Raw genomic sequence first — 18,994 nt, forward strand, 5'->3', positions numbered from 1 at the left:
AATTGGTTCATCCAAAATTTCCATTTCATTTCAAAGCTGTTGCGGTTTTTCCCGTATTTCACCTTTCATTTTTTCAAGCTGGTTGTTCTTCAGCCGTGATTCATGCGATTGGTGTTACCAGAGAACGACGATCCGACATCCGACGGAGGTTGCCCATGAGCCCGGAATCCGCCGCCAGGCAGATCAGCAAGGAAGAACATTCCCTGGAAGCCCTGCTCAGCATGGTCCGGGACGAACGCTTCGAGCTGGGAGGACGCCTGCCCACGGAGCGCGCCCTGTCCGAGCAGTTGGGCGCCAGCCGCAACACCATCCGGGGAGCCCTGCGCGTACTCGAGGCCAAGGGGCTGGTGGAAGTGCGCCCGGGGAGCGGCTGCTATCTGCGCTCCCGCCGCGAGATCCAGGGTGAGTTGAACACGGAGGCCGTGGACTGGTCCTCCCGTCTGGAAGCCTGCTACCTCATCTTTCCCCGCATCGCGACGCTCTGCACCGAACGCATCAGCGCAAGCGGCATCGCCGCCATGGAACTGCGGCTCATGGACCTGAGCCGGGCCCTCTTCGCCCGCAATCCCGACGCCCTGCGCGAACACCTCAACGGCTTCGCCCGCGACATCGCCGGGGGCACGGGCAACCCGGCCCTGCGCGCCGTGGTCGAGGCGCTCTGCCCCGGCAACAGCCCACTGTTCGGAATCATCTTCTACCTCCAGGACTACGAACGGGAAATGCTCTTCGGGGACACGGCAAAGATCGTCCAGGCCATGAAACGGCGCGATGCCGGCGAAGCCGCGCGCTGCATGGAGGAGCGCATCCTGCGGCTGGCCTCCCTGCTGGAGCGCCACGCCGACGTGCCGCTCTCGCCGCTGCTCAAAAGCGAGGGCGAACGGCTGGAGGTCTTCGGCTGATGACACGCTGCACACGCAAGGAATTTCTCGGCCTGTTCACCGGCAGGTGGCGGCCGGCCCCCGAGGCCGTCCGGGAGGAGCCCGGAGCCGACGAAGGGTTGGACTCGCTCTGGGCCGACTTCCCCGACGCCCTGCTGGCCGAGGAGGCGCGGCGGCTGGGGCTGGACCCCGAGGGGCTGGGACGCGCGGCGATGCTCTCCGCCGTGCGTCGGGCCATGCTTTCGCAGCAGGAACCACGGAACGTGGACAAGGATACGGACCCCAGCGCGGGCCGCCCGCCGGCCCAGGAGGCGACGAGCCATGAAGCGAAAATGAACGCCGACCCGTCGACCGAGGCCCCACTGTCCCGGCACCCTTTTGCAAGGAGAGAAGGAACATGAATCCTGGTCCCGTGCCTTTCCTCGAGGCGCGCAAGCTGGAAAAGCGCTGGAAGGGCCCCGTTCCGGCGCTGGTGAACCTCCTGTTCACCCTGGCGATCTTCTACGCCACCTGGTGGATATTCCAGGATCCGCGCGGCCTCATGCGGCTGTACACCCCCTACGTGGGCTACAACTACACCCGCTGGATCCTCATCGTGCTCATCTGGATCGCCTACATCTTCGATTTCTGGCCCTTCAAGCGCACCTGGCTGGAGCGGGCGCACCCCCTGGTCAAGGGCGCGGTGCTCACCCTGCTCACGGCGGGCGTCCTGCTCACGCTCATGAAGGGCTTCTTCGAAGGCCTGCTCGGCAACTACGCCATGGCCTACTTCAATCCCGAGCAGCTGACCAAGCTGCCCGGCGTGACCGCCTTCTTCGCCGAGGAATACGCGGCCACGGCCTGCCTCATGTTCGCGGCCATCGCCTCCTGGCTCTCGCCCTCCTGGATCGTGGCCATGGAGTCCGCGCCCTGGCAGGATCTGAAGCAGCCCGCCCGCGGCCTGAGCATCTGGGTCATGACCTTCTTCCTGAGCACGCTGGTCTACTTCATGACCATGCACTCGCACATGGGCATCCTCTACTACCCCTGGCAGGCCTTCACCTCCATCACCCCGCCCTACTGGGAGAACTTCGCCAACACGGTCTCGGGCAACTTCCACATCGCCTGGATCATGTGCTGCACCGTGGTGGTCTGGCTGGTGGAGACCATCTGGGAGCGCTATCCCTTCAGCACGATCAAGAACCCCTGGCTGCGGCGCATCTCCCTGTTCGTGGCCATCATCGCCATCTCCCTGGCCCTGAACTTCTTCCTCTACTACGCCCAGGAGCTGGCCTGGGGCGAGGCCATCCGGGGCTCCCGCCGCGACGCGGCCCCCGACTGGCGCTGGCTGCACGTGGGCGAGACGGCCATCTTCTTCCTCGTGCCCGCCCTGTTCCTGTACATTTACTGCGACAACTGGCCGCGCAAGTTCTCCACCCCGGTGAACATGCTCGTGCGCACGATCATCATGGTCGTGGGCGGCCTGGCCATCTACGCCCTCTACTATAGGTACGCACACCTCTTCCTGGGCACCCAGAAGGGCTTCTCGCACCCGCAGCAGTTCCCCATGATCCCGATGATCTGGCTCATCAACATCTGGCTCATCAACACCTGGTTCATGGACAACTGGCCGGGCTGGAAGCTGCGCATGAAGACCGCCGAGGAACTGCGACAGGAGCACCTGGCCCGCGAGGCCGAGCACACCTGGAGCCCGCGCATGGTCCCCGGCTTGGCCGTGGGCGCGGTGGTCGGCGTGGCGCTCTACTTCGTCACGGTCTGGGCCCTGCCCCAGGTCTCCAACGCCATCAACCTGATCCCCAAGTAACGAGGAGAACACCATGTCCGACACGAACAACACCTCGTTCACCCGGCGGGACTTCATCAAGGGCGCGGCCCTGGGAGTGGGCCTCGGCGCCATCGGCGCCATGGGCCTCTATTCATACTCGCCCATGAGTCGCCAACACATCGCCCAGGTCCAGCGCAAGATGACCGACTTCGGCGTCTGCAAGAGCGTCAAGGCCCGGGTCATCTCCGAGACGAGCTGGTTCGACAACGCAACGCTCATGGGCGACATCAAGGCCGCCGGCGGCCTGCTCGTGGACCAGTACACCTACAACTGGCCGCCCTTCGGCGACGGCACGGGCCTGGGCAAGGGCTCGTACGAGAAGGGCATCGCCAAGATCAAGCACCTGCTGCCCAACCGCCTGGAAGAAGCCTGGGAGATCACCCGGAACCTTTCCGTACATCCCGAAAACCCCGGCGGCTTCGCGGCCCTGGTGGAAGTGGAACAGATGGACGGCAAGGTCCGCAAGTTCCTCCTGGACTCCGGCTGGTCCTACAAGTGGATGGACGAATGCTTCAAGCGCGAGGGCATCGACAAGATGCTGGCCAACGGCGAGATCGAGGCCCTGTTCATCTCCCACGAGCACTTCGATCACTACTGGGGCCTGCCCGTGACCCTCAAGTACGCCCCGGGCATCAAGGTCTACATCCCGGACACCTTCTACCCCTCCGGGCTGCAGTACATCGCCGACTCCGGGCACAAGGGCGAGGTGGTCAAGGTCAAGAAGGGTCTCTGCCCGATCCTGCCGGGCATGGCCACCTACGTGTTCGACGTGCCGATCATCTGCAAGGTCTTCGGTGAGCAGTCCATGTACTTCAACGTGGCCGACCTGGGGCTGGTGAGCATCACCGGATGCTGCCACCAGGGCATCATCCTCTTCGCCGACACGGCGTACAAGGAGCTCAAGTACGAGAACGACAGGTTCCACGGCCTCTACGGCGGCCTGCACATCTCGCCGTTCGACGACTGGGATCCCAAGTACGACGACCTGGTCATCGGCCTGAAGAAGTGGAATCTGGAGAAGGTCGGCTGCAACCATTGCACCGGCCTGGTCACGGCCAAGAAGTTCATCGACAGCGGCTATCCCGTGGTCCGGGGCACGGCCCGTTTCCGCACCAAGGACACGGCCTACCTGGGCAACGGCGACACCATCGAGTTCAAGAAGGCGTAACCTCCGACCGAGGGCTCCCCCTCGCACAGGGGGAGCCCTCTCCGGCGCGCGCATGAACCTCTTCGACATCACCCCGGTCCGCATGGAGGACGCCCAGGGGGCCTGGCTCCCGAGCTTTCTGCGCGCCCTGCTCCTGCGGACCCAGTTCAGCCACTCCCGGGCCCGGGCCCTGGGCTGGCGCGGCCTGCGCCCCTCCTTGGCCTTCGGCGAGTCCTGGACCTGCCGCATCGCGGGTCGCCCGGGCATCTTCGGCCTGCTCTTCGAGGGCGAGGAGATGACTTCCGAGGGACTGCGCGGCCGTTTCTCCCTGCACCTCTTCCCGGACCCGGGCGACCCCCGGGCCGAACTCCTGCCCCTGGACGCGGCCGTGACCGCCCAGCGGCCGGACTACTGGGATCTGGTGCGTGAATTCCAGGGCCGGGACGAGACGCGGGCCTCCTTCCGACTCGGCACGCTGGAGATGACCGCCGCCGCGGACGGCCGCTCCCTGGCCCTGGTTCTCGCGGCCCCCACACGGCGCAAGCTCATCTCCTTGGACGGCCTGGAATGGCCCCCGGGATCGGGAAACCACATCGTCCCCCCGGGCGGCCTGGAGTCGAACCTGGCGGCCTTCGGCCCGGCCCTGCGGTTTTTCCGCGTCCTGGCGGCCACCGTCACGCATGTCCTCGGTCGCGCGCCCCGGACCCGGAGCCTGGAAAGTCTGCCGGGCTGGATTCAGTGGCGACGCGGCGCGGAGGTCTTCCGCGGGAAGGACGAGGCCGTGCGCCTGTTGCGTCTGCGCCTGGAGTACGGCGAAGCCCCGGCCGGGGCGGCCGACGGGCCGCCGCGCCGCCAGCCCTGGGACTTCAGCCACGACCCGGCCTGGTTCGAGGCCCGCGACCCGGGCGGCCGCGAAAACCTGCCTGAACTGTTCGTACTCACCGGGTTCCTGGGTTCGGGCAAGACCAGCCTGCTGCGCCGCTTCGTGGAGCACTGCCTGCAGCGCGACCGCTTCGTGGCCGTGATCCAGAACGAGATCGGGGCCGTGGGCCTGGACGGCAAGCTCCTGGAGCGGGACTCCCAGGTCCTGGAGATGGACGAGGGTTGCGTCTGCTGCTCGCTCTCGGGCCAGCTCAAGAAGGGTCTGGCGCGCATCCTGGAGCGCTACCGGCCGGACGTGGTGGTCCTGGAGATGAGCGGGCTGGCCAACCCCAAGAACCTTCTGGCCGAGCTGCGGGAGCTGCGCGACCTGGTGCGCCGGGGCCCGCTGGTGGCCGTGGCCGAGGCCTCTGGGCTGGAGGAGCTGCTGCATGGCAGCGAGGTGGCCCGCGACCAGTTGGCCGCCGCCGACGTGCTCGTGCTGAACAAACGCGACCTGCTCGACCCGGACCGGGCGGAACAGTCGCGCGCGGCGGCCCAGGCGGTCAACCCCCGGGCCCTGGTCCTGGAGGCCGAACACGGCGACATCCCCTTCGGCCTGCTGCACGACCCGACCCTGGCGCGCGAGGGTCTGGCCTGGGACGACCTGCTGCCGCACTTCCACGAGCACGGCACCCACGCCGGGGAAGGCTTCGCCGCCCGGACTCTGCTTCTGGAGGCCCCGGTTCCGGCCGAGGCCCTGGGCCCGGCCCTGGAACGCGCGGCGGCCCGGGCCTTCCGGGTCAAGGGCATCGTGGACGTGCTCGGCGAGGAGTGCCCCGTGCTCGTCCAGGCCGTGGCCGGACGACTGGAGACCTCGCCCCTGCGCGGCCATGCCCGGCCCGAACGCTTCCTGGTCTGCATCGGCCGCGAGCTGCCCGAGGACTTCGCCGAAGCGCTGGCGCGCGACCTGGAGGTCGGGCGGGCCTGACGGGCTGCCGCGCTCAGCCCGTCATCAAGGCCATTCAAAAAAAACATCCACGCATAGCGCCGCCCCGCGCGGATTGTTCACCGGCCCGCTAAAGTTTTTCCTCAATCGTCCGATGGGAATCTCAGATCAGGGATGACAGTCCCCCCGGGGGACGGAACCACGGACGGTTTCATGCAGCCCATTCTCTTCTCCATCATCACGCCCAGCACGGGGCGCAGGCCGAAGGCCCTGGCCGCCGCCGTGCGCTCGGTGCGCGCGGCCGTGGACTTCGCGGGCCTGCCGGAGGGTGCGGTGGAGATGCTCGTGGGCTTCGACGGGGTGCGCGGGGAACGGCCGCCGGACCTGGACCTGGCCCGCTTCCTGGACCTGCCCAAGGACGAGGACTGGGGCAACGGCATCCGCGACATCCTGCTCAAGATCGCCAAGGGCGAACGCGTCCTGTTCCTGGACGACGACAACTCGCTCAAACCCCACGCCCTGGCCGCCTACATGGACCACCTGGATGCCGAAATGGTCGTGGCCCGCATCGACACGAGCCTGGCCTTCGACAAGCCGTTCATCCCCGAAGACGCCCCCGGCCGCGATCCCATCCGCCAGTGCAACGTGGATCCGCTCTGCCTCTCGCTCTCGCGCGAGCTGGTGGTCACGCGTTGCGGCGGCTGGGTGCACAAGGGCCGCTACGAGGCCGACTTCCTGAACATCCGCCTCTGGAGCCGCCGGGCCAGAAGCCTGCGGCTCATCGACGACATCGTGGCCACTTACGACTCCGGCCGCAGCCTGGACGCCCGCGCCCTGTCGCGGCGGCAGATGCACCTGCTGGACCGTCTGGCGGAGGAACGGCGCGGCCCGGCCCCGGGGTTCGCGGTCCGGGCCGCCGTATGACCTACTTCCCGACCAGCTTCCGACCGATGGAGAAGCCCGGACCGATCACCGGCCCGGTGGCGTGGTACATCCGGCCCGAGGGATCGTAGAGCACGGGCCGGACCTTCTCCATCACGGCCTTGCCCGCCTCGTTCAGCACCGACTCCTCGGCCAGCACGTCCACGATCTCGCCCACGAACTGCGTGTGCAGGCCCAACTCGTGGACGAAGAGCACCCTGCACTCCACCACCAGGGGGAACTCGCCCACATAGGGCGCGTCCACCGTGCCGCCGCGCACGGGCGTGAGTCCGGTGGCGGCGAATTTGTCCGTGTCGCGGCCCGAAACCAGGCCGAAGGCGTCGGCCAGATCGGCCTGTTCGGCCGAGGGTACGTTCACCGTGAAGGCCTTGCGGGCCATGATGCAGCCGTGGGTGTAGGTGGCCGCGCGCAGGGACACGGCCAGACAAGGCGGCTTGGAGCAGCAGATGCCGCCCCAGGCGGCGGTCATGGCGTTGGCCTTGCCCTCGGCGTCATAGGCGCCCACCAACCAGACCGGCGTGGGCATGGCCAGGGTTCCGGCTCCCAGGGATTTCTTCATCATCAACCTCCCGACGCCGAAAGCGGCGCCTGTCCAGGTCATGACCCAGACCGCCGCATTTGGCAAGAATCGGCCGGGCGCCCGGAACATCCATACAATACGCTGAATTTGCTGGTCGAATTTTGTTGCCCCCGCCCTCTTCCCCCCGGGGGGCCTTTTGGGCTATGAAGCGGGATTACGATTCTTTGACACATTGCGGCCGCCGGGACCCACTCGGCCTCGCGTGGCCGAGAGAGGTGAACCATGCCTTTGTGCACCATTGAAGAGGCCATGGAAGACATCCGGCGCGGCCGGATGGTCATCATGGTCGACGACGAGGACCGCGAGAACGAGGGCGACCTCGTCTGCGCGGCGGAAAAGGTCACGCCCCAGGCCATCAACTTCATGGCCACCCACGGCCGGGGCCTGATCTGCCTGGCCATGGAGCCCGAGTTCATCGACCGGCTCAGGCTGCCGCTCATGAGCCAGCACAACCAGACCAAGTTCGGCACCAACTTCACGGTCTCCATCGAGGCCCGCGAGGGCGTGACCACGGGCATCTCGGCCTTCGACCGGGCGACCACGATCCTGACCGCCGTGGGCGACACGGTGCAGCCCCAGGACATCGTCACCCCGGGCCACGTCTTCCCCCTGCGGGCCCGCGAGGGCGGCGTGCTCGTGCGCGCCGGGCAGACCGAGGGCAGCGTGGACCTCTGCCGTCTGGCCGGATTGAAACCCGCCGGGGTCATCTGCGAGATCATGCGCGAGGACGGCAACATGGCCCGCATGCCCGACCTCGTCCCCTTCGCCGAGAAGCACGGCCTGAAGATCTGCTCCGTGGCCGAGCTCATCCGCTACCGCATGAAGTTCGGCGGGCACATCGTGACCAAGGTGGCCGAGGCCGAGCTGCCCACCCGCTGGGGCCACTTCCGCACCGTGGCCTTCCAGTCCGAGGCCGACAACCGCACCCACATCGCCCTGATCATGGGCGACGTCCACCCGGACGAACCCACGCTCGTGCGCGTGCACAGCGAATGCCTCACCGGCGACGTGTTCGGCTCCATGCGCTGCGACTGCGGCCAGCAGCTCGCGGCGGCCATGTGCCAGATCAACCGCGAGGGCAAGGGCGTGCTGCTCTACATGCGCCAGGAGGGCCGGGGCATCGGCCTGGGCAACAAGATCAAGGCCTATCATCTCCAGGACGAGGGTCTGGACACCGTGGAGGCCAACCAGCGCCTGGGCTTCGCGCCGGACCTGCGCGAATACGGCACCGGGGCCCAGATCCTGGTCTCCCTGGGCGTCTCCAAGATGCGCCTGATGACCAACAACCCCAAAAAAATCATCGGCCTGGAAGGCTACGGCTTGGAGGTCGTGGAGCGGGTGCCCATCGAAATGACGGCCTGCGACATGAACCTGAACTACCTGACCACCAAGAAGGAAAAGCTCGGGCACCTGCTGGAGCTGAAGAACCGCAAGAACTGAGCGGAGGATATCATGAACATCAGGACCATCGAGGGAAAGCTGGAGGCCGGGAAACTCAGATTCGCCCTCATCGCCGCCCGCTTCAACGACTTCATCGTGGACAAGCTCGTCTCTGGGGCCCTGGACTATCTCCTGCGCCACGGCGCGGACGAGAAGAACATCACCCTGACCCGCATCCCCGGCGCCTTCGAGATGCCCGTGGTGGCCCGCAAGCTGGCCGCTTCCGGCAACTACGACGGCGTCATCTGCCTGGGCGCGGTGATCCGGGGCGCCACCCCGCACTTCGACTTCGTGGCCACGGAATGCGTCAAGGGCATCGCCCACGTGGCTCTGGAGACCGGTGTGCCCGTGGGCTTCGGCGTGCTGACCACTGACACCCTGGAGCAGGCCATCGAGCGGGCGGGTTCCAAAGCCGGCAACAAGGGCGTGGAAGCGGCCCAGGCCGTGCTGGAAACCGTGCGCGTCCTGGAGCAGCTCTAAAACATGGCGCAGAAAAAAGGCACGCGCCGGGCAGGCCGCACCCTGGCCTTCCAGGTGCTCTACGGGTTGGCCTTCGCCCCGGCCGAGGCCGCTCCCTCGCTGGAATGGACTCTCGCCGAAAATCCGGCGGCCCTGGACGAAACGTCCGACGAGGTCAAGACCTTCGCCTGGGAGCTGGTGCGCGGGGTCTGGGCCAAGCGCGACGAATTGGACCAGATCATCCACAAGCATTCCAAGCACTGGAAGCTGCACCGCATCGCCAAGGTCGAGCTGGCCATCCTGCGGCTGGCGCTCTACGAGATGCTGCACTGCGCGGACATCCCGCTCAAGGTGGCCATCAACGAGGCCATCGAGCTGTCCAAGCAATTCGGCGACGAGAACTCGCGCAACTTCATCAACGGCATCCTGGACGCCGCGGCCAAGACCGTGGACAACGGCGATCTCGGGGTGGACAAGAAATTCTGACGGGACAAGGAACATGGCGCTCGGCAAATACGATCCGGAACGCATCGAGAACAAGTGGCAGGACGAATGGAACTCGTCCCGCTGCTTCGAGGTCGAGGTCGACCCCTCGCGGCCCAAGTACTACGTGCTGGAGATGTTTCCCTACCCCTCGGGGAAGATCCACATGGGACACGTGCGCAACTACTCCATCGCGGACGTGGTGGCGCGCTACAAGCGTATGCGCGGCTTCAACGTGCTGCACCCCATGGGCTGGGACGCCTTCGGCCTGCCCGCCGAAAACGCGGCCATCAAGAACAAGTCCCATCCGGCCCAATGGACCTACGGCAACATCGCCGAGATGCGCGCCCAGCTCAAGCGCCTGGGCTACTCCTACGACTGGCGGCGCGAACTGGCCACCTGCCGGCCCGAATACTACAAGTGGGAGCAGCTCTTCTTCCTCAAATTCCTGGAAAAAGGCCTGGTCTACCGCAAGAACTCGCCGGTGAACTGGTGCGGGTCCTGCCAGACCGTGCTGGCCAACGAGCAGGTGGAGGACGGCCGCTGCTGGCGCTGCGACTCCGAGGTGGAGCAGAAGCAGCTCGAACAGTGGTTCCTGCGCATCACGGCCTACGCCGACGAGTTGCTGGACGACCTGAAGATGCTCGAGGGCGGCTGGCCCGAGCGCGTGCTGACCATGCAGCGCAACTGGATCGGCCGAAGCGTCGGCGCGCAGGTGAAGTTCCAGGTCAAGGGCATGGACGAGGTGGTGGAGGTCTTCACCACCCGGCCGGACACCCTCTGCGGGGCCACCTTCATGAGCCTGGCCGCCGAGCATCCCCTGGTGGAGAAGCTCATCGCCGGTTCGCCCGAGGCCGAGAAGGTGCGCGCCTTCTGCCGCGACGTGGCCAACATGGACCGCATCAAGCGCGGGGCCGACGACCTCGAGAAAGAGGGCGTCTTCACCGGCGCGTACTGCATCAACCCGCTCACCGGCCGGGAGATGCCCATCCACGTGGCCAACTTCGTGCTCATGGGCTACGGCACCGGCGCGGTCATGGCCGTGCCCGCCCACGACCAGCGCGACTTCGAGTTCGCCCGCAAGTACGATCTTCCCATGCGGGTGGTCATCCAGCCCAAGGGCGAGACCCTGAATCCGGCGGCCATGACCGCGGCCTACGCCGACCCCGGCATCCTGGTGAACTCCGGCGAATTCGACGGCCTGGAGAACGAGAAGGCCAAGGAAACCATCGTCGCCCGGCTGGCTGAACGGAACCTGGCCAAGCCCACGGTGAACTACCGCCTGCGCGACTGGAACATCTCGCGCCAGCGCTTCTGGGGCGCGCCCATCCCGGTGGTCTACTGCGAGAAATGCGGCATCGTGGGCGTCCCGCCCGAGGATCTGCCCGTGCGCCTGCCCGAGGACGCGGTCATGCGCACCGACGGCAAGTCGCCGCTGCCGTTCATGGACTCCTTCGCCCAGGCCTCCTGCCCCAAATGCGGCGGCCCGGCCCGGCGCGAGACCGACACCATGGACACCTTCGTGGAGTCCTCCTGGTACTTCCTGCGCTACACCTCGGCCCGCCTGGACACCGCGCCCTTCGACGCGGCCGCGCTCAAGTACTGGGCCCCGGTGGACCAGTACATCGGCGGCATCGAGCACGCCATCCTGCACCTGCTCTATGCCCGCTTCTTCACCAAGATCCTGCGCGACGAGGGCTACCCGGTCTCCGACGAGCCCTTCGCCCATCTGCTGACCCAAGGCATGGTGCTCAAGGACGGGGCCAAGATGTCCAAGTCCAAGGGCAACGTGGTGGACCCCAACGCCATGATCGGCCGCTACGGGGCCGACGCCACCCGTCTGTTCATCCTCTTCGCCTCTCCGCCGGAGAAGGATCTGGAGTGGAGCGACGCGGGCATCGAGGGCGCCTACCGCTTCCTGGGCCGCATCTGGCGGCTGGTGGAGGAGCTGGAGGGCGCGCTCGTGGCGGTCAAACCCTGCGCCCCGGTGGAGGGCGAGCTTTCGCCCCGGGCCAAGGATCTGCGCCGCAAGGAGCACGATACCGTGCGCCGCGTGACCCGCGACATCGAGAACGCCTTCCAGTTCAACACGGCCGTGGCCGCGCTCATGGAGCTGGTCAACGAGCTGTACGCGGCCAAGGACGAGCTGCGGACCCGCCCCGAAGGCCCCAGGGTTCTGTCCTCGGCCGTGGCCACAACCCTGGCCCTGCTCTCGCCCGTGGCCCCGCACCTCTGCGAGGAGCTGTGGCAGGTTCTGGGCCACGCCACGCACCTCTCCGAGGAGCCCTGGCCGCTCCACGACGAGGCCGCCCTGGCCCGCGACGAGGTGGAGGTGGTGGTCCAGGTCAACGGCAAGGTGCGCGGCCGGGCCAAGCTGGCCACCGACGCCTCCGAGGAGGAGGTGCGTTCGGTCGCCCTGGGCCTGGAGAACGTGGCCAAGCACCTGGAGGGCAAGGAGATCGCCAAGATCGTGCTCATCCCCGGCAAGCTGGTGAGCATCGTGGCCCGCTAGGGCCGCGGAGGAACGGCATGCGGCGGATCGTCCGGCTCTTCCCGCTCCTGGCCCTGCTGCTCCTGACGGCGTCCTGCGGCTACAACCTGGGCTCCGAGGGGCCGGTGAGCATCGCGCCCCAGGCCCGAGATCTCTATATCGAGCGGGTGGACAACCCCACGACCTTCCCCTGGATGGAGTCCCGTCTGCGCGGCCTCTTCCGCGACGAGATCACGCGCCGGGGCTGGGCCCGCTGGGTGGACCGCAAGCAGGCCACGGGCCTGGTGACCATCACGGTCCGGCGCTACCTGCGCAACACCTCGGTCTACGACCGCAAGGAAGAGACCCTGCGCTACAACGCCACGCTGTACATCTCGGCCCGCGTGACCTCCCCCCTGGACGGCTCCGTGCTCTGGGAGTCCGGCGAGGTCACGCAGACGGAGCCCTTCTTCCGGGGCGAGGAACGCGCGGTGGACGATCTCGTCACCGAGCTGGCCGTGCGCCAGCTGGTGGACCGCATGACCCAGGGATACTAGGAGGTCCGGCGTGGCCAGGCAGGGCTATTCCCTTCTCGTCTGTCCCGACCCGGTCCTGTTGCGCCGCAGGGTGGAGGCCCAGGCCGCCGCGGGCGGAATGGCCTCGGCCGAACGCAAGGTCTTCTGGGGCGACGAGCCCGATCCCCTGCCCGGAGCCTTCTGGGAGGCCCTGACCCTCAAGAGCCTCTTCTCCAGGCCCAAGATCCTGGTCCTGCGCCGGGCCAACGCCCTCAAGGCCGAGGCCTGGGACCGCCTGGACAAGGCCCTGCGCGCGGCCAATCCCGACGTCTGGGTCTTCCTCTGCCTGGAGGGGGCCTGGGAGCGCAACAAGGCTCCCGTGCCCGCCGTGCTGACCAAGCGCGGCCTCTGGAAGCACGCCGAGTCCTCGGGCTGGGTCTGGCAGTCCCGGGGCCTGGACGAGAAGGGTCTGCGCCTCTTCGTGCGCGACTGGACGGCCGAGCGCTCGCTGACCTTCGAGCCCGGGGCCCAGGAGGCCCTCTGCCGGGCTTTGCCGCTGGACGCCGCGGCCCTCTCCCTGGAGCTGGACAAGCTCGACCTGGCCGCCGGGGACGCCCGCCTCGTGCGCAAGGAGCACGTGGAGCTGGTCCAGGGCGAGGAGGAGATGGACCTCTTCGCGCTCCTGGACGCCCTGGCCAAGGGCGCGTCCCCGACCCAGATCTGGAAGCGGGTGCTGGACAACCGCGCCGAGTCCGAGGGCATGCTCTTTCCCCTGCTCGGGGCCCTGGCCCGCGAGGTCCGGCTGCTCTGGATGCTGGCCTCCGGCGAGGAGGACGACCTCAAGGTCCACCCCTACGTGAAGCAGCTCAAGGCCCCCCTGGCCCGCCGCCTGGGCCGTCCCGCGCTGACCCGGCTCCTGGACCTGGCCCTGGAGGCCGAGGTGGGCGTCAAGACCGGCGGCCGCAAGCCCGAGCAGGCCCTGGAGCTGCTGGTGGCCGAGCTGACCGGGATTCTCGGTCCTGCGAAGGCGCGGCGGTGAGCCCGGCCGAACGCCCGCACTACACCGGCCACCGGACCCGCCTGCGGGAGCGCTTGCAACGCGATCCCTCGGCCCTGGCGGACTACGAGCTGCTGGAACTTTTCCTGGCCCAGGTTCTGCCCAGGCGGGACACCAAGCCCCTGGCCAAGGCGTTGCTGGAACGCTTCGCCGGGCTGCCCGGGGTCTTCGCGGCCCCGGAGGCGCGCCTGCTGGAGGTGGACGGTTTCGGTCCCTCCCTGGCCGCGCACTGGACGCTCATCCGCGAACTCTGGGCCCGGCTCTCGGAAACCGCGCTGCGCTCCCGGGAAGTGCTCCGCGGCCCCGAGGAGGTGGTCCGGGCCGCCCGGGCCCGCTTCGGCCGCTCGGCCTCGGAGGAGTTCTGGGCCGCCCTGCTGGACAACAAGAACCGTGTCCTGGCCTGGGAGCGGATCAGCCGGGGCACCGTGGACCAGACCGCGGTCTACCCCCGGGAAGTCCTGGCCCTGGCCCTGAAGCACCAGGCCTCGGGCCTGATTCTGGTGCACAACCATCCCGGCGGCGATCCCACGCCCTCGGAGCCGGACGTGCGCCTCACCGCGCGGCTGGCCCGGGCCGCCGACGATCTCGGCCTGCGCGTGCTGGACCATCTCATCGTCACCGAGGACCGCCACGCCAGCCTCCAGGAGATGGGACTTCTGGAAAAGGGGAGATAATCATGTCCCATGCTTTGCACTGCGTCGTAGAAGGGAAGGTGCAGGGGGTCTTCTTCCGGGCCTTCACCCGCGACGAGGCCCTGCGCCTGGGCCTCACCGGCTGGGTCCGCAACCTGGCCGACGGCCGGGTGGAAGCCGTGGCTCGCGGCCCCGAGGCGGCCCTGGCGGCCTTCAAGGACTTTCTGCACCGGGGTTCGCCCATGGCCCGGGTGGATTCGGTGCAATGCGAAGCCGTGGACGACCCCGAGGAGTTCAACGGCTTCGAGATCCGCAGGTAGCCGGATCGACGCGTTTTTTCCGCCCCCGCACTTGCCATTGCCGCGATCGGCATTAGTTGGGAAGGGTGGCGGCCCAAGGCCGCTTTTTTTCACGAACCCAACCCCCAAACGAGGGATGCGCCTTGAAGAAGAAGAAATCCCCCATCAAGCCCCTGCCCATGCGCCGCAACGGCTCGGAGCCGCGGGCCGAGGAGGTGGAGCGGGCCATGTCCGCTCCCGCCGCCGGCTCCGCCTCGCCCGGCGGCCCCCAGGTGGAGTCCGGCGCGGAGGACCGCCTCCAGGCCGAGGCCCAGATCCCCCAGACCATGCCGGTGCTGCCGGTGCGCGACATCGTGGTCTTCAACTACATGATCCTGCCCCTGTTCGTGGGCCGGGAAAAATCCGTGAAGGCCGTGGACGCAGCGCTGTCCTCGGACCGCTACATCCTCATCCTGACCCAGAAGGACGAGACCGTGGACGACCCCGGGGCGGACGACCTCTACCAGGTCGGCACCGTGGGCATGATCATGCGCATGCTCAAGATGCCCGACGGCCGCCTGAAGGTCCTGGTCCAGGGACTGGCCCGCGCCCGGGTCAAGAACTTCATCCAGTCCGAGCCGTTCCACATGGCCGAGGTGGAGGCCCTGCCCGAGCAGGAGGTCAAGGAGCTGCGGCCCGAGCACGAGGCCCTCATGCGCACCTCGCGGGAGCAGAGCGACAAGATCCTCTCCCTGCGCGGCATCTCCTCGGCCGACATCATGGGCGTGCTGAACAACGTCACCGAGCCCGGGCGCCTGGCCGACCTCATCGCCTCCAACCTGCGCATGAAGGTGGAGGAGGCCCAGAAGATCCTGGAGTGCATCGAGCCCATCAAACGCCTGGAGATGGTCAACACCCAGCTCATGAAAGAGGTCGAAGTGGCCTCCATGCAGCAGAAGATCCAGAACATGGCGCGCGAGGGCATGGACAAGGCCCAGCGGGACTTCTTCCTGCGCGAGCAGATGAAGGCCATCAAGAAGGAGCTGGGCGACGAGAGCTCCGAGTCCGAGGAGTTCGAGGAGCTGCGCCGGGCCATCGAGAAGGCCGGGCCGCCCAAGGAGGTCCGCAAGGAGGCCCTCAAGCAGCTGAACCGCCTGGAATCCATGCACCCCGAGTCCTCCGAGGCCACGGTCATCCGCACCTACCTGGACTGGCTGGTGGAGCTGCCCTGGAAGAAGCTCTCCCGCGACCGCCTGGACATCAAGGCGGCCAAGACCATCCTGGACGAAGACCACTACGACCTGGAAAAGGTCAAGGAGCGCATCCTCGAATACCTCTCGGTGCGCAAGCTGAACCCGAAGATGAAGGGCCCGATCCTCTGCTTCGTGGGCCCGCCCGGCGTGGGCAAGACCTCGCTCGGCCGCTCCATCGCGCGCAGCCTGGGCCGCAAGTTCCACCGCATGTCGCTGGGCGGCATGCGCGACGAGGCCGAAATCCGGGGCCACCGCCGCACCTACATCGGCTCCATGCCCGGGCGCATCGTCCAGGCCATGAAGCAGTGCGGCACGCGCAACCCGGTGGTCATGCTGGACGAGATCGACAAGCTCGGCGCGGACTTCCGGGGCGACCCCTCGTCGGCCCTGCTGGAGGTCCTGGACCCGGAGCAGAACTTCTCCTTCACGGACCACTACCTGAACGTGCCCTTCGACCTCTCCAAGGTCATGTTCATCTGCACGGCCAACACCCTGGACACCATCCCGGGGCCGCTGCTGGACCGCATGGAGGTCATCCGCATCCCGGGCTACACCGAGCAGGAAAAGGTTCATATCGCCCGGCGCTTCGTGCTGCCGCGCCAGGCCAAGGAGAACGGGCTCACCGAAAAGGAGGCCCTGTTCAGCGACGAAACCCTGGCCAAGATCGTCCGCGACTACACGCGCGAGGCGGGCCTGCGCAACGTGGAGCGCGAGATCGGCTCCATCTGCCGCAAGATGGCCCGCAAGAAGGCCGAGGGCGAGAAGGGCCCGTTCAAGGCCACCCCGGAGAACCTGCACAAGTACCTGGGCGCGCCCAAGTTCCTGGACGACGAACGGGAGACGGTCCTGCCCCCCGGCGTGGCGGTCGGCTTGGCCTGGACCCCGTACGGCGGCGAGATCCTGCACATCGAGGTGAGCACCATGCCCGGCACGGGCAAGCTCATCCTCACCGGCAAGCTCGGCGACGTGATGAAGGAGTCGGCCCAGGCCGCGCTGTCCCTGGCCCGGGCCCGCGCGGACCAGTACGGCATCGCCCCGGACTTCCACGAAAAGCGCGACATCCACATCCACGTCCCGGCGGGCGCCACGCCCAAGGACGGCCCCTCGGCGGGCGTGACCCTGGTCACGGCGCTCATCTCGGCCCTGTCCGAGACGCCCATCTGCGCGGACCTGGCCATGACCGGCGAGATCTCCTTGCGCGGCCGCGTGCTGCCGGTGGGCGGCATCAAGGAGAAGATCCTGGCGGCCGTGTCCCACGGCATGCGCCGGGTGCTCATCCCGAGCCAGAACAAGAAGGATCTGGAAGAGGTGCCCGCGGAGCTGCTCAAGCGCATCGAGGTCAAGACCGTGGAGCGCATCGAGGAGATCTGGCCCCTGGCCTGCAAGAAGGCTCCCGGCAAGGGCGACAAGGCCAAGGCCGCTCCGGCCGAGAAGGCGGCTCCCAAGGCCGCCGCTGAAAAAGCCCCGAAGGCCCCGGCGAAAAAGGCCGTGGACAAAAAGACCACGGAAAAGAAGACGGCCCCCGCCAAAGCCCCGAAGGGGTCGAAGGGGCCCGGAAAGACCAAGCCCTCGGGGACGAAGAAGAAATAGCGCCGCGACCAAACACGGCGTCACGGCCGGGACGGAACCACCGTCCCGGCCTTTTTTCGTTCCGGGAACGAAAAAGGCCCCGGCGGAACCGGGGCCTTCTGGCGTCATGGGAAAAAAGAGACCGCTACTCGCTCTTGGGCGGCAGGATGACCTTGCTGACCTTGGTCTTGTCCGGAGCGCCGCCGTCGTTCCACTTCAGGGCGCCGTAGGCCACGCAGAAGACCGAGGCCAGAATGCAGGCCCAGTAGGCCAGGGCGATTTCGACGCTTCCGAATCCGAGCATGACGGCCTCCTTCGACGGGTCGGTGTTCCTCGTGTGATCTAGTCCCGGCCGCTTCGTCCTGTCAAGAACGCGCGCGAAGAGACCGACGTGGACGGCCGAACCCCGTTGACAGGTCGAACCGTTTTGGGCAGGAATAAGTACTCACTTTAAGCCGGGTTCAGCGCCCGGCGCACCCCATCGACGTTGACAGGACCGGAGGTTTTCCCATGACGATCGCGCGAGCCGCCGCCCTCGCCCTGGCCGCCTTGCTGGCCCTCGCGGGCTGCTCCAAGGAATCTGACAGCGTGAAGATCGGCGCGGTGCTCTCCGTCACCGGCCCGGCCTCCTTCCTGGGCGAGCCGGAGAAGAACACCCTGCTCATGCTCCAGGACGAGATCAACGCCAAGGGCGGCGTCGAGGGCCGCAAGCTGGAGATCGTGGTCTACGACGACGAATCCGACGTGAACAAGTGCGTCATGGCCGCCAGGAAGCTCCTGGACCAGGACAAGGTGGTCGCCGTGCTCGGCCCGAGCATATCCGGCAACACCCTGGCCATCATGAAGCTCTTCGGCCCGGCCAAGACCCCTCTGGTCTCCTGCTCGGCCTCGGAAAAGATCATCTCCCCGGTGGATCCCTGGGTCTTCAACACGCCGCAGCTGGACCGCCACGCCGTGCTGCGTATCCTCCAGGACGCCAAGAAGAAGGGCTACGCCAAGATCGCCATCCTCACCGTGTCCGACGGCTACGGCCAGTCCGGCCGGGCCGTGCTCCAGGAGCTGACGCCCGCCCAGGGCCTGACCCTGGTGGCCGACGAGGTTTTCGGCCCCAAGGACACGGACATGACCGCCCAGCTGACCAAGATCAAGGCCGCCGCTCCGGACGCCATCATCTGCTGGGGCACCAACCCCGGCCCGGCCGTGGTGGCCCGCAACCGCGTCCAGCTGGGCATCGACACGCCGCTCTACATGAGCCACGGCGTGGCCTCCAAGAAGTTCATCGAACTGGCCGGGGACGCCGCCGAGGGCATCGTCCTGCCCGCCGGGCGGCTCATCGTGGCCGGGCAGCTTCCCGACGACAACCCCCAGAAGGCCCTGCTGGTCGGCTACGCCGAGCAGTACGCCAAGCGCTTCAACGCCCCGGTGTCCACCTTCGGCGGCCACGGCTGGGACGCGCTCATGCTCACCGTGAACGCCATCCGCGCGGGCAAGTCGGCCAAGCCCCAGGACATCCGCGACAACCTGGAGAAGACCTCCGGGTTCCCGGGCACGGCGGGCATCTACACCTACTCGCCGACGAACCACAACGGCCTGGACGAAAACGCCTTCGTCATGGTCGTCATCAGCAAGGGCGACTGGAAGATCGCGGAGTAGCGGCGC

General features: G+C 67.5%; 18 protein-coding genes. 16 read left to right on the forward strand and 2 right to left on the reverse strand.

What is annotated here, in order from left to right:
• Positions 1-155 precede the first annotated feature (155 nt).
• From H587_RS21225 to H587_RS17605, 6 genes are all read left to right on the forward strand, one after another.
• The gene (locus H587_RS21225) at positions 156-899 is read left to right on the forward strand and encodes a FadR/GntR family transcriptional regulator (RefSeq protein WP_027175623.1); all 744 of its coding nucleotides are present in this window, start codon (positions 156-158) and stop codon (positions 897-899) included.
• Positions 899-1,279, forward strand: a complete 381-nt coding sequence (locus tag H587_RS0106785; protein ID WP_027175624.1) for a hypothetical protein — start codon at positions 899-901, stop codon at positions 1,277-1,279. The genes H587_RS21225 and H587_RS0106785 overlap by 1 nt, the downstream gene beginning before the upstream one ends.
• Positions 1,276-2,682, forward strand: a complete 1,407-nt coding sequence (locus H587_RS0106790) for a hypothetical protein (RefSeq protein ID WP_027175625.1) — start codon at positions 1,276-1,278, stop codon at positions 2,680-2,682. Before H587_RS0106785 ends, H587_RS0106790 begins: the two co-directional genes overlap by 4 nt.
• Before the next feature lie 13 nt (positions 2,683-2,695).
• Positions 2,696-3,871 carry a twin-arginine translocation signal domain-containing protein gene (locus tag H587_RS0106795; protein ID WP_027175626.1) on the forward strand — a complete coding sequence of 392 codons (1,176 nt, stop codon included), beginning with the start codon at positions 2,696-2,698 and terminating at the stop codon, positions 3,869-3,871.
• 52 nt (positions 3,872-3,923) lie between these two features.
• Entirely contained in the window at positions 3,924-5,699 is a 1,776-nt protein-coding gene (locus tag H587_RS0106800; protein WP_027175627.1) for a CobW family GTP-binding protein, read from the forward strand.
• 171 nt (positions 5,700-5,870) lie between these two features.
• Complete coding sequence (locus tag H587_RS17605) at positions 5,871-6,581, forward strand: glycosyltransferase family protein (RefSeq protein ID WP_034608750.1); 711 nt, start codon at positions 5,871-5,873, stop codon at positions 6,579-6,581.
• A gap of 1 nt (position 6,582) precedes the next feature.
• On the opposite strand, the gene H587_RS0106810 is transcribed toward H587_RS17605, so the two are convergent.
• Positions 6,583-7,158: a flavin reductase family protein gene (locus H587_RS0106810; protein WP_027175628.1), complete on the reverse strand. Its 576-nt coding sequence runs from the start codon at positions 7,156-7,158 to the stop codon at positions 6,583-6,585.
• 243 nt (positions 7,159-7,401) lie between these two features.
• Here H587_RS0106810 and H587_RS0106815 point away from each other — a divergent pair, with 243 nt between their 5' ends.
• The 9 genes from H587_RS0106815 (at position 7,402) to lon (ending at position 17,356) form a co-directional block, all read left to right on the forward strand.
• Positions 7,402-8,619, forward strand: coding sequence for a bifunctional 3,4-dihydroxy-2-butanone-4-phosphate synthase/GTP cyclohydrolase II (locus H587_RS0106815; RefSeq protein WP_027175629.1), 1,218 nt, complete (start codon positions 7,402-7,404; stop codon positions 8,617-8,619).
• 9 nt (positions 8,620-8,628) lie between these two features.
• On the forward strand, positions 8,629-9,099 hold the full coding sequence (gene ribH / locus H587_RS0106820) for a 6,7-dimethyl-8-ribityllumazine synthase (RefSeq protein WP_027175630.1): 471 nt from the start codon (positions 8,629-8,631) through the stop codon (positions 9,097-9,099).
• Positions 9,100-9,102: 3 nt separating this feature from the next.
• Positions 9,103-9,564 carry a transcription antitermination factor NusB gene (nusB, locus tag H587_RS0106825; protein ID WP_027175631.1) on the forward strand — a complete coding sequence of 154 codons (462 nt, stop codon included), beginning with the start codon at positions 9,103-9,105 and terminating at the stop codon, positions 9,562-9,564.
• A 13-nt stretch (positions 9,565-9,577) separates the two neighbouring features.
• Complete coding sequence (leuS, locus tag H587_RS0106830) at positions 9,578-12,073, forward strand: leucine--tRNA ligase (RefSeq protein WP_027175632.1); 2,496 nt, start codon at positions 9,578-9,580, stop codon at positions 12,071-12,073.
• A 17-nt stretch (positions 12,074-12,090) separates the two neighbouring features.
• Positions 12,091-12,588 (forward strand): LPS assembly lipoprotein LptE, encoded by a 498-nt coding sequence (gene lptE / locus H587_RS0106835; protein WP_027175633.1) that lies wholly within the window; start codon positions 12,091-12,093, stop codon positions 12,586-12,588.
• A 10-nt stretch (positions 12,589-12,598) separates the two neighbouring features.
• The gene (holA, locus tag H587_RS0106840) at positions 12,599-13,585 is read left to right on the forward strand and encodes a DNA polymerase III subunit delta (RefSeq protein ID WP_027175634.1); all 987 of its coding nucleotides are present in this window, start codon (positions 12,599-12,601) and stop codon (positions 13,583-13,585) included.
• The gene (radC, locus tag H587_RS0106845; protein ID WP_027175635.1) at positions 13,582-14,277 is read left to right on the forward strand and encodes a RadC family protein; all 696 of its coding nucleotides are present in this window, start codon (positions 13,582-13,584) and stop codon (positions 14,275-14,277) included. The genes holA and radC overlap by 4 nt, the downstream gene beginning before the upstream one ends.
• A gap of 2 nt (positions 14,278-14,279) precedes the next feature.
• Entirely contained in the window at positions 14,280-14,555 is a 276-nt protein-coding gene (locus tag H587_RS0106850; RefSeq protein WP_027175636.1) for an acylphosphatase, read from the forward strand.
• Between the two features lie 206 nt (positions 14,556-14,761).
• Complete coding sequence (gene lon / locus H587_RS17610; protein ID WP_156904481.1) at positions 14,762-17,356, forward strand: endopeptidase La; 2,595 nt, start codon at positions 14,762-14,764, stop codon at positions 17,354-17,356.
• A 124-nt stretch (positions 17,357-17,480) separates the two neighbouring features.
• On the opposite strand, the gene H587_RS20810 is transcribed toward lon, so the two are convergent.
• Positions 17,481-17,639, reverse strand: coding sequence for a symporter small accessory protein (locus tag H587_RS20810; RefSeq protein ID WP_169432754.1), 159 nt, complete (start codon positions 17,637-17,639; stop codon positions 17,481-17,483).
• A gap of 206 nt (positions 17,640-17,845) precedes the next feature.
• Here H587_RS20810 and H587_RS0106865 point away from each other — a divergent pair, with 206 nt between their 5' ends.
• The gene (locus H587_RS0106865) at positions 17,846-18,988 is read left to right on the forward strand and encodes an ABC transporter substrate-binding protein (RefSeq protein WP_027175637.1); all 1,143 of its coding nucleotides are present in this window, start codon (positions 17,846-17,848) and stop codon (positions 18,986-18,988) included.
• The last annotated feature ends 6 nt before the right edge of the window (positions 18,989-18,994 follow it).

Source organism: Desulfovibrio aminophilus DSM 12254, assembly GCF_000422565.1.
Lineage (GTDB): Bacteria > Desulfobacterota > Desulfovibrionia > Desulfovibrionales > Desulfovibrionaceae > Aminidesulfovibrio > Aminidesulfovibrio aminophilus.

What these genes read in the sequence shown, in the direction of transcription:
- H587_RS21225 (WP_027175623.1), top strand. Translation starts at nt 156, where the DNA reads ATGAGCCCGGAATCCGCCGCCAGGCAGATCAGCAAGGAAGAACATTCC.
- H587_RS0106785 (WP_027175624.1), top strand. Translation starts at nt 899, where the DNA reads ATGACACGCTGCACACGCAAGGAATTTCTCGGCCTGTTCACCGGCAGG.
- H587_RS0106790 (WP_027175625.1), top strand. Translation starts at nt 1,276, where the DNA reads ATGAATCCTGGTCCCGTGCCTTTCCTCGAGGCGCGCAAGCTGGAAAAG.
- H587_RS0106795 (WP_027175626.1), top strand. Translation starts at nt 2,696, where the DNA reads ATGTCCGACACGAACAACACCTCGTTCACCCGGCGGGACTTCATCAAG.
- H587_RS0106800 (WP_027175627.1), top strand. Translation starts at nt 3,924, where the DNA reads ATGAACCTCTTCGACATCACCCCGGTCCGCATGGAGGACGCCCAGGGG.
- H587_RS17605 (WP_034608750.1), top strand. Translation starts at nt 5,871, where the DNA reads ATGCAGCCCATTCTCTTCTCCATCATCACGCCCAGCACGGGGCGCAGG.
- H587_RS0106810 (WP_027175628.1), bottom strand. Translation starts at nt 7,158, where the DNA reads ATGAAGAAATCCCTGGGAGCCGGAACCCTGGCCATGCCCACGCCGGTC.
- H587_RS0106815 (WP_027175629.1), top strand. Translation starts at nt 7,402, where the DNA reads ATGCCTTTGTGCACCATTGAAGAGGCCATGGAAGACATCCGGCGCGGC.
- nusB (WP_027175631.1), top strand. Translation starts at nt 9,103, where the DNA reads ATGGCGCAGAAAAAAGGCACGCGCCGGGCAGGCCGCACCCTGGCCTTC.
- leuS (WP_027175632.1), top strand. Translation starts at nt 9,578, where the DNA reads ATGGCGCTCGGCAAATACGATCCGGAACGCATCGAGAACAAGTGGCAG.
- lptE (WP_027175633.1), top strand. Translation starts at nt 12,091, where the DNA reads ATGCGGCGGATCGTCCGGCTCTTCCCGCTCCTGGCCCTGCTGCTCCTG.
- H587_RS0106850 (WP_027175636.1), top strand. Translation starts at nt 14,280, where the DNA reads ATGTCCCATGCTTTGCACTGCGTCGTAGAAGGGAAGGTGCAGGGGGTC.
- lon (WP_156904481.1), top strand. Translation starts at nt 14,762, where the DNA reads ATGTCCGCTCCCGCCGCCGGCTCCGCCTCGCCCGGCGGCCCCCAGGTG.
- H587_RS20810 (WP_169432754.1), bottom strand. Translation starts at nt 17,639, where the DNA reads ATGCTCGGATTCGGAAGCGTCGAAATCGCCCTGGCCTACTGGGCCTGC.
- H587_RS0106865 (WP_027175637.1), top strand. Translation starts at nt 17,846, where the DNA reads ATGACGATCGCGCGAGCCGCCGCCCTCGCCCTGGCCGCCTTGCTGGCC.